Here is a 14,121-nt window from a genome sequence, read left to right on the forward strand (position 1 = left end):
ATAGTTTGGATGGCTTGTACCTTCGCTTACGTATTCTACGTAAACTACTTTGTCGTTGCTATCTACTACGAATACTGCACGAGCAAGTAAACGAAGCTCTTTCATTACTAAGCCGTAAGCTTCACCGAATGAAAGGTCGCGGTGGTCAGAAAGTGTAACAACATTTTCTAAACCGTTTGCTGCACACCAGCGTTTTTGAGCAAATGGTAAGTCAACGCTAATTGTTAATACTTTCGCGTTTTCAATACCTGCTGCATCTTGGTTAAAACGACGTGTTTGTGCATCACACACACCTGTGTCGATTGAAGGTACAACACTAATTAATTTCACTTCACCTTTGTATGTTTCTAAACTTACTGGAGATAAGTCATTTGCTAACACTTGGAAGTTTGGCGCTTGATCGCCAACTTTAACTTCTGTTCCAACTAAAGTCATTGGGTTACCTTTAAAAGTTACGTTTGCCACTTGAAAATCCTCCCTTATTTAAACAAAATATGTACAATGTAAATGATAGTTTGTCCCTATCGATAATGCAAATAAAATCGCTTTATTTACAAAAAAATTAAAGAAGCTAATCCATTGATTAGCTTCTTTATTCGTTAAATTTGAAATTCCGGATCGTCTTCTTTTCGTTTATCCATCATTTCTTTCACTTTATCAACAGCTTGTGGCGCTAATTCAATTATTTTATCGATGACGTGTGTTTGCTTATCTAAATGTAACACTTTTACGCCTTCTCCATTTATAACGAGAAAAGCAACAGGATTAATAGAAACTCCTCCACCACTTCCCCCGCCAAATGGATGACGGCCTGAATGTTCTATTTTACCAAATTCACTTCCACCTGCAGCAAATCCGAAGCTAACTTTTGAAACGGTAAGAATTACACTTCCATCTGCCGCTTTAATTGGATCGCCTACAATTGTATTTACATCAGTCATTTGTTTTAAATGCTGCATTGCAGTTGTCATTAAACCTTGAATTGGATGGTCCATTCTATATCCCCCCTTATGCTTGAACAGAGTTTTCAGTCGTACCAGATCTTTGTTTTCTCATAAACGCGATTAATTTAATACCTGTTTTTATAGCACGGAATATACGAAAGGATGCTGTTAATTCACATCTTGACGCAAACCCTTTCCCTTGAAAAACAGGAGTAATTTCAAATTCTGGTACGTCGACAATATGCATATATTGTCCTACAACTCCAGCAGCCATTCCTTTTGTCCCCCATGCATATCCGGTAACAATTCCAGTACTAGCTGCATCACCTGCACCAATTTGCGTGTGCCATCTCCAACCATTGATTTTCACTCGTTTGAGAAAATCTTTAACGATAGTATGAACTTCTTGAAGCTTTTTTATCAGTTCCCCGATGCTATCAAGTTGTGCCATAATTTTATTATCGAGCCCGCCATCCTCTTCAGCTTTTTCGATTTTTTGCCCTGTTTTCTTCTGTTGCTTCTCAATTCTTTCCAACACATCAAATGTATAGCGAATCATCCATATTTTCACTTGAAACAAACATTGCTTTTCCATTTCTGAATATAAAAATGTCACTTTAAGCTTTATTTTCGACAATAGTATAAGCAAAATAAAAAGGAGAAGAATTATTATTCCAATTACGAACCACTTCATACGTATCCTCCTTTCACTCCGTACCCATTATCGACAACTTTATTCATCATTAAACAGAGTTTCATAAGATTGAATATAAAAATTTTTCTAAAAATAAAAAGGTATTTTGACAATTTATATCGAAATATATTATTTGAACATATCATCAGGGAACGGACTCTAATGATATGTAGCACGAAGCATAGAAAATTTAACTGCAGTGGAGGGATACATAATGGCAGATCGTCGCAATTTATTTTTCTTTTATGGTGATGACAAAGCAAAGCTCGTTGAAAAAATGAAACCAATCTATCGTATTTTAGAAGAGAATGGATTTACCATATTAGATCATCCAAAAAATGCAAACGCTATCGTCAGTGTTGGAGATGATGCAACTTTCTTACAAGCCGTTCGTAAAACTGGTTTTAGGGAAGATTGTTTATACGCAGGGATTTCTACGAAAGATGAAATTTCATTCTACTGCGATTTCCATATTGATCACGTTGATATAGCCCTTCAAGAAATTACAAAAAATGAAATTGAAGTGCGAAAATATCCAACAATTGAGGTAGATGTGGATGGCAGCACATCCTTCCATTGTTTAAATGAGTTCTCATTACGTTCTAGCATTATTAAAACGTTCGTTGTAGACGTTCACGTTGATAATTTATATTTCGAAACATTTAGAGGTGACGGTTTAGTTGTTTCTACCCCAACAGGAAGTACAGCTTATAATAAATCGTTACGTGGTGCAGTTGTTGACCCGCTTATCCCTTGCTTCCAAGTAAGTGAATTAGCATCTTTAAATAACAACACATACCGCACGCTCGGTTCACCGTTCATTTTAAATCACGAACGTACATTAACTTTAAAACTAAGACCAGACGGTAACGATTATCCTGTTATCGGTATGGATAATGAAGCGCTTAGCATTAAACAAGTAGAAAAAGCTGTTGTACGCTTAAGCGATAAACAAATTAAAACAGTTAAATTGAAAAACAACTCTTTCTGGGAAAAAGTACAGAGAACGTTTTTATAGTATTAAAATAACCGTAGAATTATGGGCGCCCATAATTCTACGGTTATTTATTTACCTCGATTGGCGCGAACAACAACTTCTCGCTATCCGGCCGTTATTCTTGTCAGTTTTTGTCGGTAAGTCGATATATTTCGAGTTACCGTCGATATATTCCGATAATCGCTCATATATTTTTACGCATCTTTTCTATAGACGACTTTGCCATCTATTACGGTCATCTCTGCTTGTACTTCTTTTATTTCTTCTGCCTCTATTTCAAAAATATTGCGGTCTAATATCGTAAAGTCCGCTTCATATCCTTTTGTAATTTGCCCTCGCTTCTCTTCTTTTCCAATTGCATAGGCACTTCCTGTTGTAAATAAAGAGACAGCCTCATATGCCGTTAACCTTTCCTCTGGCATATAGCACACACCGTCAATAAAACTTCTGCGTGTAACAGCGCTATATATGCCTAGAAACGGATTCACTTGCTCAATTGGAGCATCCGAGCCCCCGTTACAGTGTAATCCCGCTTCCAGTAACGTCTTCCAAGCGTACGCATAACGAAGACGATGCTCGCCTAGTTTTTCAATGACTGATGGAAAATCCGATGAAACAAAGACTGGTTGTATATCAATAATGGCTTGTAAGTTTTTCATTCTCTCAATCAACTCTTCACGAGCTAGCTGACAATGAATAATGCGGTCACGTAATCCTTCTGCTGGCGGATACAATTCAAGCGCATCAATGACATATTCAAGCGATAAGTCACCGATAGTATGAATCGCAACTGGCATATGTAAATCTCGTGCTTTCTTCACTAATTCCGCAAGTTCTTCACGTGAGAAAATCGCAACCCCATTCGTTTCCTTCGCATCTTCATACGGTTCACTTAATAATGCTGTTCTTCCGCCAAAAGAACCGTCAGAAAAAATTTTCATTGCCCCAAATTCAATATAATGCTCATTTTCATATTCCTTTCGTTCCTGTGCTACTTCATGGTGAACGAGTAAATGTGCTTTAAATGGCATTTCCTTTATGACATGAGAAAACGCATTGTGCGTTTTTCTAAAACCACCGTAATAATTCAAATCTTCCGTATGCCCACCAACGAGACCATATTGCCAGCAATCTTTAATCGCTGTTTGCAAAGCGCTTTGTAAATAAGCTTCATCAATTTCAGGCTGCACATGTTTAATTAACTCTTGTCCTTGTTCATATAAAAGCCCTGTTAACATATTTGATGAATCACGGCCAATTTTCCCGCCTTTTGGATCTTCTGCCTTTTCTGTTATATTTGCTTCTTGCAGTATGTATGAATTCACCCATGTAACGTGACGGCAAACTCTCTTTAATAAAATGGGATGTTCTTTCGAAATTTCATCTAAATCACGCGCGTGAACATCTTTCGTATCTGTAAAGTTATTCTCATTCCAACCTTCTCCAATAATCCAAGAACCTTTTGGTGCTTCTTCTACGCGCTTCCGAACGAGAGTCAGCACTTCGCTATACGATGTACAATTTGATAAATCTAGACGAAGTAATCTCTCCCCGTGACCAATAAGATGCATATGGCTATCAACGAGGCCTGGAATCATCGTTTTGTCTTCTAAATCGTACAATGTAACCGCAGCATATCGGTTTTCTAACTCTTCTTTACTTCCAACATCAACGATCATACCGTTTTCAACGTAAATAGCGTCCACTTTTTCATTTTCTTCTCTCATTGTGTAAATGGTGCCACCATACCAAATTTCCCCCATATATTTCATCTCCTTTATTTTTTATTGTATAAAAAAAAGCACCATTTCAAAACATGGTGCTTTTCTAAACATTACTTTTGTTCAGTAGTAGACGTTGTAATTTGCCATTCAATATTAAATTTATCTTTTACTTGTCCGTATGCTGGGCTCCAGAACGTTTCTTGAAGTGGCATAATAACTTCGCCACCCTCTTGTAACTTATTGAATACTTCTTTCGCTTTTTCCGCGTTACTAATTTGAATTGCAATTGTTACTTGAGATCCAATTGCATGCCCTTTACCTGGGAATGTATCAGAAATCATAAGATCCGTATTACCAACTTTTAAAGTAGCGTGTAAAACGCGCTCTTTTGCTTCAGCTGGAACCGGGTATTCTGGATTTTCAGGCATATCACCAAACGTTTGCATGACTTCTACTTTTGCATCTAACGCCTCTTTATAAAACTGTACAGCTTCTTGCCCACTACCATCTAAAACTAAGTACGGATTAATACCTAAAATCATACGGACACCTCATTTTTTAATTTATAAAATCGAACTTACGTTCGTTTTTATAATATCATTGTTTGCCATTTCGTTCAACTATTTCCTTCACTGTTTTCAAATTTATTTTGATGGAATCTCCATCTCTTGTTTTCTAAGCTCAATACGGCGGATTTTTCCAGAAATCGTTTTTGGTAGTTCATCTACAAATTCAATTTTACGAGGGTATTTATATGGTGCAGTAAGTTCTTTGACGTGTTGTTGGAGTATTGGAATTAATGTTTCTTCGTTCTTTTCTATATTCTCTCTTAATACGATAAATGCCTTCACGACACTTCCGCGAATTTCATCAGGGCTTGCGACAACTGCACATTCTCTTACGTAAGGATGTTTTACAAGTGCATCTTCTACTTCAAACGGCCCGATTGTATAACCAGAGCTAATAATAATATCATCACCGCGCCCTTCAAACCAGAAATAGCCGTCTTCATCTTTCTTCGCTTTATCACCAGTAATATAATAATCACCGCGGAATTGCATCGCTGTGCGCTCATCGTCTTTGTAATATTGTTTAAAGAGGGCTGGCGTTTCAATGTGAACTGCAATATCACCAACCTCGCCTACTTTAACCGGAACACCTTCCTCATTTACGATATCAACGTGGTTGCCTGGCGTTGGTTTTCCCATTGATCCTGGTCTAATATCCATCCCTTTCATTACACCAACAAGCAATGTATTTTCCGTTTGCCCATAGCCGTCTCTTACTGTAATATGAAAGTGCTTTTGGAACGTTTCAATGACTTCTCTATTTAACGGCTCACCTGCGGATACAGCGCTATGTAACGCTTCTAAATTGTACTCGCTTAAATTTTCTACCTTTGCCATTAATCTATACTCAGTCGGCGTACAACAAAGCACATTCACCTTATTATCGTCTAATAAATTTAAATACGTTTTCGGTTCAAACTTACCGTGGTATACAAATCCTGTTGCCCCTGAGCCTAGAGTTGCTAAAAACGGGCTCCAAATCCACTTTTGCCAGCCTGGACTAGCCGTCGCCCATACAACATCATTCTCTTCAATTCCGAGCCAATTTGGAGCGCTCGTACGTAAATGAGCGTATGCCCACGCATGCGTATGCACAACACCTTTTGGATTTCCTGTCGTTCCTGACGTGTAAGATAAAAAGACCATATCTTCTTTATCTGTCTTCGCCATTTCTAACATATCACTCTCTTTTTCTAACGCTGTTTTTAAGTTAATCCATCCATCTACTGACTGCTCGCTCAGAACGAATTTTTGAAGAGAATCCATCGCTTCTATATCATCAAACTGTCCAATATAGGGCTCATAACTTACGATTGCTTTTACTTCCCCGTGTCCAATGCGGTATTCGATATCCTTTTTACGTAACATTTCTGAACTCGGAATTACGACAAATCCTGCTTTAATCGCAGCGATATACGTCATGTACGCTTCAATTAAACGAGGCATCATAATGAGGAGCTTGTCCCCTTTTTGCAGACCACTCTTTATAAAAGCGTTTCCAATTTTATTTGCACCTTTCATTAACTCAGCGTATGTAACTTCTCGTCGATTCCCTTTATCATCTTGCCAAATTAAAGCAAGCTTCTCTTTATCACCTGTATATTTCTCTATTTCAGAAACTAAATTATAAGACGGCGGTGCCAACAATTCTTCTCTCTTCATAAACATCCTCCTTTTTCTTTATGCCTCCCTTATATAATAAAGAATTTTCTGTAAATTTTGAACCCTCTTCTTTTGACAAATTTTTCAGTTCTGTCGAATTGGTAAATGAAATTATATCGAGAGTTTTTCAAATACATCGACTTACCGACAAATGGCGACACAACATAAAAAAGAAAGAGCGGGAGAACCCGCTCTTTCTAAGCCATCTTATATGAGATTATTTTTGGAAACCGCCTAATTGTTGCTCAGCTAGTGAAACTAGACGTTTAGTGATTTCACCACCAACAGAACCGTTAGCGCGAGCTGTTGCATCAGCTCCAAGTTGAACACCAAACTCTTGAGCGATTTCGTATTTCATTTGGTCTAATGCTGATTCAGCACCAGGAACCGCTAATTTATTTGTGCTACGTGACATGTTATATCACCTCCTTGTGAGTATAGAGTGTGATAAATAACATGACTTCATACACGGTTTATATATGGTAATTTATGGTTTTAGAAAAGTTCTTCGAATTTTTCTTCTTCCGTCACTACTTCTACCGTTTGCAATACCACTGTTTCTTTGTTTGCTACAGCTTCATCGATTAATGGTGTGAAATCGTATTTCGCTTCAAAACGATTCGCTTTTTCACGCTTCGGCTTCGTCGCTGGGCTTGCTGGTGTAAATACTGTACAGCAATCTTCGTACGGACGAATTGAAATATCATATGTGCCGATTTCTTCAGCGATTTTAATAATCTCTAATTTATCCATCGTAATAAGCGGACGAATAACTGGATAGTTCGTTACTTCGTTAATCGTATGCATACTATCTAATGTTTGACTTGCTACTTGTCCAAGACTTTCACCAGTCGTGATTGCTAGCGCGTTACGCTCCTCTGCGATACGCTCTGTAATACGCATCATCATACGGCGCATAACTGTCATTGAATAGCTAGATGGGATTTCTTTATTAATCGTTTTTTGCACTTCTGTAAATGGAACAAGGTGAAGTGTTACACGTTTACAGTATTTCGTTAACTCTTGTGCTAAATCGATTACTTTCTGTTTCGCGCGCTCACTTGTGAAAGGTGGGCTATGGAAGTGAACTGCTTCCACAGATACGCCGCGTTTCATCGTTAAGTACGCTGCTACCGGGCTATCGATACCACCAGAAAGAAGTACCATTACTTTTCCGCCAACGCCAACTGGTAAACCGCCAGCTCCCATACGCTCATCGCACATAATATAGCTATAACCACTGCGAATTTCTACACGTACATTTACATCTGGATTATGAACATCTACAGTAATATCTTCTGTATTTTCTAGAATGTGTCCACCAATCTCAGGTAATAATTCCATTGTTCTCATTGGGAAATGCTTATAAGAACGGTGTACAGTAATTTTAAATGTTTTCACATCGCCTTTTACTTGTAAGAAAGCTGCTAATGCACCTTTTTTAATATCTTCTAATTCTGATGGTACTTTCATCGCTAAGTTAAACTTATGAATACCAAATACATCTTTTAATCTTTCAGATACCGCTTCATGATCTTCGCCATTTAATTGGATATACATACGGTCATGTGTTGCATCGATTTTAATATTTGGGAATTTTTTCAGTTTAAACTTCACGTTATCTTTTAATGTGCTTACAAATTTAGAACGGTTCTTACCTTTAGTCGTCATCTCTCCATAACGAACTAAAATATATTCATATGTCATCATATTCCTTTACCTCATCACTTCATATAATTTTGGCATCGTCTCTTTCACAATACCTTCAAATTGCTTTACTTCTTCCATCGTGTTTTCTGGCGCCAAACTAATGCGAATAGCACTTGCAGCAGCGGCATGCGGTACTCCCATTGACACTAACACTCTGCTCACTTCATTTGCTTTTGAAGAACAAGCAGATTTCGTTGATACATATACACCGTGCTCTTCTAAAGCATGAACGACCACTTCTGGTTTTAAACCTACAAATGATACATTTAAAATGTGCGGTGCTGCATATGCAAGCGACGTATTAATCGTTACATCTTCCATTTCTTTAAAGAAACGAACAAGCTCTGCTTGTAAACTTTGCAAATGAGCTACCTTTTCTTTCACTTGTTCCATTGTCATGCGAAGTGCTTTCACCATCGCTACAATGCCAGGTAAATTTTCTGTACCAGAGCGATACTTCAGCTCTTGTTGACCACCTGATAAAATTGGATCTAACCTTACGCCATCACGTACATAAAGAAGACCCGTTCCTTTTACACTGTGGAATTTATGTCCAGATATTGAGCAAAGATCAATATGAGAAGCGTATAAATTAAGCGGTACTTTTCCTATCCCTTGTACATGGTCCACATGGAATCTTATTTTCGGATAATTCGATAATAACGTTCCAATTTCAGCAACGGGCTGAATTGCTCCAGTCTCGTTGTTCACGTGAATAATTGACACAAGAATCGTATCTTCACGAAGCGCTCGTTTTACATCCTCTACCGATACAACACCATGCTCATTAACCGGTAAATATGTTACATCAAAACCGAGATCTTCTAATTGTTTATATGCTTCAAACACAGACGCGTGTTCAATATTTGTTGTAATGATATGTTTACCGCGCGAACGATTCCTCATCGCTATTCCTTTAATCGCAAGGTTATTTCCTTCCGTTCCACCTGATGTGAAAATAATTTCAGAAGGTTTAACGTGAAGAAGCTGCGCTGCAATTGTTCTTGATTGTGTTAATAGACGCTCTGCCTCTCCTCCAAGCGAATGAATAGAAGAAGGATTCCCAAAATATTTCCCCGCAACCGTTACGTACGATTGAAGAGCTTCTGGATATGGCTTTGTCGTCGCACTATTATCAAAATAGATCATCGTTCTTCCCCTTTCAGCGCTGTCACATCATATAATCATATCACAAATACGTGTCATTACGCTAAGACTACTCAAAGGTTCCGTTATATTTTAAAACGAATAACCTTACTGTATTCCGCTCTTCATTATAGCAACATCGCCTGCAAAATTACACAAAAAAACAAACCCTTATGAAAGGGTTTGTTCATTGTCTACATATTCAGCTATTTTTTGAACAACGCCAGGCTCAAGTTGCTCTAGTACAGAAGCCGCTTGTTCTAAAGCTGCATCGTATTGATATTCACGGAATAATTTCTCCGCATAATTTAAGCTCTCTGCAAGGTTTTCATCATGACTGCGGTAACGATTACCGTATTGAATTAATTTTTCAACTAAATACGCTTGTCCAATTAACTCTTCTGTCATTTCAGCAACACCATTAACAGTTGTGTAAGCTTCTTCTAAACTGCTATTTACAGCATTCATATTTAACGGCTTCACTTCTAATTGCTCATATACAGCTTGCATTGCCATTTGTCCTCTTTTTAAATCTTCCATAATGCTCTCTGGAAGACCTGGCAAATTCGACTTTTGCATAAAGCGTTTCGTTTCGAAAATAGTATTTCGCATTTCTTGTAACTTCTCACGTGCTTCAAATTCTTCTTTGCGCATCGTTTGCAGCATTTCTTTATATTCTGCATGAAGTACTTTTAATGTTTCACATTGCTCATAAATCTCTTCTAGTTCCTCACGAATAATAGAGAAGGCAATATCTTGTTCCGCAACGCGTAATTGCAGCATTTCAAAACGTTTCATTAAAATGTGCATTTGCTTTTCAATTACTTTTTGAGACTCAATGTCCTTATCTTGCAACTGATAGCTTTGTTTCACAAGCTGTGTTTCTGCTTTTGTTTCAATCGTTTCAGTGCGAATTTCTTCTAAGTCTTCATAAACAGAAAGTGTTTTTTGCTCCACATAATGTCTCGCATGTACTTCTTGTTCTAGTTGATCATAGAAGCTATCTAAACTCGTTTTTAAGTTTTCTACTTTTTCAGCCGCTTCCGTTATGTGAAGCTCCTGTATATCCATTAAACATATTTGTAGTTGTTTCTTCATATCGCGAACTTCTTTAGGGATTTCCAAATACTCTAATACATAACCTTGTCTTACCATGTCATTATGTCCGTGTAATAAATCTTCCAGCTGAACTGGTAACGTCGCTTGACACTCTACCAATAAATCTGGAATTTGGTGAATAATGATTTCTAAATCTGCTAAACCTTCTTCCAAACTAATAACAATTTCTCTCGCTTTTAAATAGTCACCATTATTTGTTGCTTCTTCAAAGGTTTTAAATTTCTCAGATTCAGCGTCTAGCATCTCTTCGATTTTCTGCTCTGCTGCTCCATACATATGTCTATGAGCAAGAACACTCTTCTTCATACTACGATATGTATCACGTAACCCTTCGATTTCCGAGCTATTTTTTTCATGGCTTTCTAACAATTGCTGTAATTCATTTAAAATGTCTGTAATACGATTATCAGCGTCATCTAAACCACTTATGGATTCATTCATCGCATGCTTTGCTTTTCGGAAGGAGAATTGCGAGGCGAATTTTCGCGCTTGCGCTAAATCTTTGTCAGCTTTCGGAATGGTTGTTGATACAATTTCATCCCATTCTTCACGCCATTTACCAAACAGTTCTTCTGTTTGACCCGTCATATTTAAATCTTTCACCCGTTTCAGTTCATCTGCCACAGGTTTATCTTTTATCTCTTGTTTCCACTGCTCAAGTGCTTCAATATCTTTATATGAACGATTTCTTATCACAAGCTCTATCATGAGCAGCACTAGAATAGAGCTTACTACAATGATAACGATCGTCAGGATAGAATCCATGCAAAAAAGCCTCCTAGTTATATCTCTTTTTTTGTCCGTTCCGTTTATGAAATGGAAGGCATTATGTATAAAAAGGGAATTCCCCTATATTTAACAACTAACAATGTACTAATCATACCATGTAATGGTTTGTTTTTGACCTAGTTTTTTTTAAAATTTCATGTTTCTTTCAATGCAATTGTAATCTTTCTCAATATTCTGTTTGGATTACCTCTCATCATCAAATGAATGAACTAAATACCCTTCTTCCATATGAGATGCGAAATATATTTTACGTACAAGTGGCGGTTCAATAGAAATCGCATGCACATTTCCTTGTCTTACCGCTTGCTCTACTAATATTTCTGGAAGTAACGTAATACCAAGTCCAGCACTGACCATCGCAAGCATCGGTTCTGCATAAGAAGTTTCAAATGCAATAATCGGTTTCGCACCTATCCCTTGAAACAGATTCGTAATCATTTTTCTAACATCACAGATTTCTGGGTATACGATTAACTTTTCATTTTGCAAATCTTCCATTCGAATTACTGTTTTCTCTTTATAAAGATGATCACTTGAAACGACACACACAATTTTTTCTTCTCGTATTTCTTTTATACACGTAGCACCTTCTACTACTGAATCGATGAACATCGCTTCAATCTTCCGTTCTTTAAAAAGTCCTATCAGTACTTTCGTATGCTCAATTTTCCATTCTATTTCGAACCCGTCACCTAATGTATCTTTACATTTTGATATGTAATGTGCTGCTAAACTTGGCAATATTCCTATTGAAATGTTCCTCTTCTCTTGAAATTTCTTCATTTCGGCTTTCACTTCATGTATGTGTTCCAAAATCGGTAACATTCTTTTTATAAATAACTCTCCAGCCTCTGTTAACTCCACTCCTTGCGCGGAACGCTTCAGTAAAGTAACTTCTAAATCGGCCTCTAACCTTTGAATTTGTTTACTAAGCGCCGGCTGAGAAATATGTAAAATTTTACTCGCCTTTGATAAACTTCGCGTATTTTTCACTTCAATAAACGATCGTACTGCCTCTAAATCCATCGTACACACCTCTAACAAAAAGTTATAACTGTCATAAAAAATCGATATTTCCTTCTATAAACAATTACTCTTTATACTTATTTCATCAACTTACTATAACGAAATGTAAAGGGGAAAGATACTCTTGAACAAAAAACAAATGCTACTCGGATCCCTCCTATGCTTACTTGCCGTAACGGCTTGGGGATTTATGTTTCCTGTCATGGCAAACGCCTTACAGTTTATCGATCCGTTCTTCTTCACAACGATTCGCTATGGATCAGCAGCTATTATTTTTCTTATTCTGTTATTACTTACCGAAGGGACAAAGTCACTCCGCTTAGAAAAGAAAACACTTTCGTTACTTTTTTACGGAACAGTCGGTTTCGCAGGATATGGTTTTCTCGTTTTCTACGGACAACAACTTGCCGGACCGTCTGGAGCCATCCATGCCGCGATGATTCAGTCTCTTATGCCACTCATCGCTTTATTATTGCAGTGGATAACTAAAAACAAACGCCCACAAAACTACACTTTCCTTTGTATGTTCGTTGCACTTATCGGTGTTATGCTTGTCATTTCAAAAGGAAATATTCACTTATTATTTGGAGCTGCCAGTCACCTCTCAACAAATATACTTATGCTGTGCGGCGTTACTTGCTGGGTCATTTATACAAACGGTGGTGCTAGTTTTCAATCTTGGTCACCACTTAGGTATACGACGTTAACTTGTTTATTTGGCTCAATTTCACTCATCACTATCGTCACTTTTTTAACTTATACAAACGTTGTCACTGTACCTTCACTATCTACAATTATGAACGTTCGTTTTGAACTCTTATATATGTCTATTATTGCAGGCGTTATCGCAGTATTTTGCTGGAACGCAGGAAATCGCTATATTTCATCTATTAACGGCATATTATTTATGAATTTAGTTCCTGTGCTTGCACTTATCGGTTCCATCTTTCAAGGTTATACAGTCGACAAAATTGAAATTGCCGGAGCTTCATTAACAATTATCGCGCTATTATGCAACAATTTATGGCAAAGAAAAGAAAGCACAGAAATCCCCACCTCCGTTCGTTAGGTGGGGATTTCTCACATATGAACAGCTCTTGGCCATTCCTGATACATATTCGTTATACATAATGTTTGTTCCATCCATTGTTCAATTTCTTTCGTGTACATTTCTAAGAAAAAGGTCTCAGATGGAAAAGAATGCAGCACTTCTGATATATATTGCGGATATAAAAACGGCATATTCATCATGCCTTTTAATTGCGTCATAAACATTGTAAAAGATACCTTCTTAAACTCTTGTTTCATTTGTCCTTGTCTAATTACTTGCTCTATATAATATCTTTCTTTAGAAAAATAAACGGTCATCACTTCGCGAATTAATGTCGTATCAAGCGACAGCTCTCGGTAAAAGAAACGTGTCAGCTCCCTATTATCAAATTGATATCGTAAAATCCCGCGCACCATTTGCACCATTACATCTTTAGCCGACAAATACTCCCTCTGTTCAAAGGATGTTTCAATCACATGAATATACCCTTCTAAAAAATTAGTAATAAGCTGCTCTAATAGGCCCTGCTTTCCAGCAAAATAATATGAAATATTCGCTACATTCACATCCGCTCGCTTTGCAATGTCTCGCACCGACGTTCCATCATACCCTTTCGTGTTAAACAACGATATTGCCGCATCGATTACTTTTTGTTTCGTCTGTTTCATGCGCTCACTTCCTCTCACTGAA

The 14,121-nt window shown here is 37.4% G+C and carries 14 protein-coding genes; 2 read left to right on the forward strand and 12 right to left on the reverse strand.

Translation table 11 applies throughout. The features are described from left to right. From tpx to MR083_RS12560, 3 genes are all read right to left on the reverse strand, one after another. On the reverse strand, nucleotides 1–465 hold a 465-nt coding region (tpx, locus tag MR083_RS12550), incomplete at its 3' end, for a thiol peroxidase (protein WP_242269400.1). Between the two features lie 134 nt (nucleotides 466–599). Further along, nucleotides 600–995, reverse strand: coding sequence for a GerW family sporulation protein (gene ytfJ, locus MR083_RS12555; protein ID WP_000350002.1), 396 nt, complete (start codon nucleotides 993–995; stop codon nucleotides 600–602). A 13-nt stretch (nucleotides 996–1,008) separates the two neighbouring features. Beyond that, entirely contained in the window at nucleotides 1,009–1,638 is a 630-nt protein-coding gene (locus MR083_RS12560; protein WP_000870984.1) for a DUF2953 domain-containing protein, read from the reverse strand. Nucleotides 1,639–1,852: 214 nt separating this feature from the next. Between MR083_RS12560 and MR083_RS12565 the strand changes: the two genes are divergently transcribed. After that, complete coding sequence (locus tag MR083_RS12565) at nucleotides 1,853–2,656, forward strand: NAD kinase (protein WP_000785165.1); 804 nt, start codon at nucleotides 1,853–1,855, stop codon at nucleotides 2,654–2,656. A gap of 173 nt (nucleotides 2,657–2,829) precedes the next feature. On the opposite strand, the gene MR083_RS12570 is transcribed toward MR083_RS12565, so the two are convergent. From MR083_RS12570 to MR083_RS12605, 8 genes are all read right to left on the reverse strand, one after another. Next, nucleotides 2,830–4,398 (reverse strand): amidohydrolase, encoded by a 1,569-nt coding sequence (locus MR083_RS12570; RefSeq protein ID WP_242269402.1) that lies wholly within the window; start codon nucleotides 4,396–4,398, stop codon nucleotides 2,830–2,832. Nucleotides 4,399–4,469: 71 nt separating this feature from the next. Continuing rightward, nucleotides 4,470–4,901 carry a VOC family protein gene (locus tag MR083_RS12575; protein ID WP_000600360.1) on the reverse strand — a complete coding sequence of 144 codons (432 nt, stop codon included), beginning with the start codon at nucleotides 4,899–4,901 and terminating at the stop codon, nucleotides 4,470–4,472. A 102-nt stretch (nucleotides 4,902–5,003) separates the two neighbouring features. After that, a complete protein-coding gene (gene mbcS / locus MR083_RS12580) occupies nucleotides 5,004–6,590 on the reverse strand; it encodes an acyl-CoA synthetase MbcS (RefSeq protein ID WP_000817737.1) in 1,587 nt (528 codons plus the stop codon). A gap of 217 nt (nucleotides 6,591–6,807) precedes the next feature. Beyond that, complete coding sequence (locus MR083_RS12585; RefSeq protein WP_000091639.1) at nucleotides 6,808–7,005, reverse strand: alpha/beta-type small acid-soluble spore protein; 198 nt, start codon at nucleotides 7,003–7,005, stop codon at nucleotides 6,808–6,810. Nucleotides 7,006–7,085: 80 nt separating this feature from the next. Continuing rightward, nucleotides 7,086–8,300, reverse strand: a complete 1,215-nt coding sequence (thiI, locus tag MR083_RS12590) for a tRNA uracil 4-sulfurtransferase ThiI (RefSeq protein ID WP_242269406.1) — start codon at nucleotides 8,298–8,300, stop codon at nucleotides 7,086–7,088. Nucleotides 8,301–8,306: 6 nt separating this feature from the next. Beyond that, complete coding sequence (locus MR083_RS12595; protein WP_000638965.1) at nucleotides 8,307–9,449, reverse strand: cysteine desulfurase family protein; 1,143 nt, start codon at nucleotides 9,447–9,449, stop codon at nucleotides 8,307–8,309. A gap of 168 nt (nucleotides 9,450–9,617) precedes the next feature. Next, complete coding sequence (gene ezrA / locus MR083_RS12600) at nucleotides 9,618–11,330, reverse strand: septation ring formation regulator EzrA (RefSeq protein WP_000377292.1); 1,713 nt, start codon at nucleotides 11,328–11,330, stop codon at nucleotides 9,618–9,620. Between the two features lie 207 nt (nucleotides 11,331–11,537). Continuing rightward, nucleotides 11,538–12,380, reverse strand: coding sequence for a LysR family transcriptional regulator (locus MR083_RS12605; RefSeq protein WP_000362544.1), 843 nt, complete (start codon nucleotides 12,378–12,380; stop codon nucleotides 11,538–11,540). Nucleotides 12,381–12,504: 124 nt separating this feature from the next. Between MR083_RS12605 and MR083_RS12610 the strand changes: the two genes are divergently transcribed. Continuing rightward, a complete protein-coding gene (locus MR083_RS12610; RefSeq protein ID WP_016718671.1) occupies nucleotides 12,505–13,449 on the forward strand; it encodes a DMT family transporter in 945 nt (314 codons plus the stop codon). Nucleotides 13,450–13,460: 11 nt separating this feature from the next. Here the strand turns inward: MR083_RS12610 and refZ are convergent, their stop codons facing one another. Further along, nucleotides 13,461–14,099 carry a forespore capture DNA-binding protein RefZ gene (refZ, locus tag MR083_RS12615; protein ID WP_000814933.1) on the reverse strand — a complete coding sequence of 213 codons (639 nt, stop codon included), beginning with the start codon at nucleotides 14,097–14,099 and terminating at the stop codon, nucleotides 13,461–13,463. Between the last annotated feature and the right edge of the window lie 22 nt (nucleotides 14,100–14,121).

The sequence above is a fragment of the Bacillus cereus group sp. BfR-BA-01408 genome (genome assembly GCF_022663305.1).
Lineage (GTDB): Bacteria > Bacillota > Bacilli > Bacillales > Bacillaceae_G > Bacillus_A > Bacillus_A pacificus.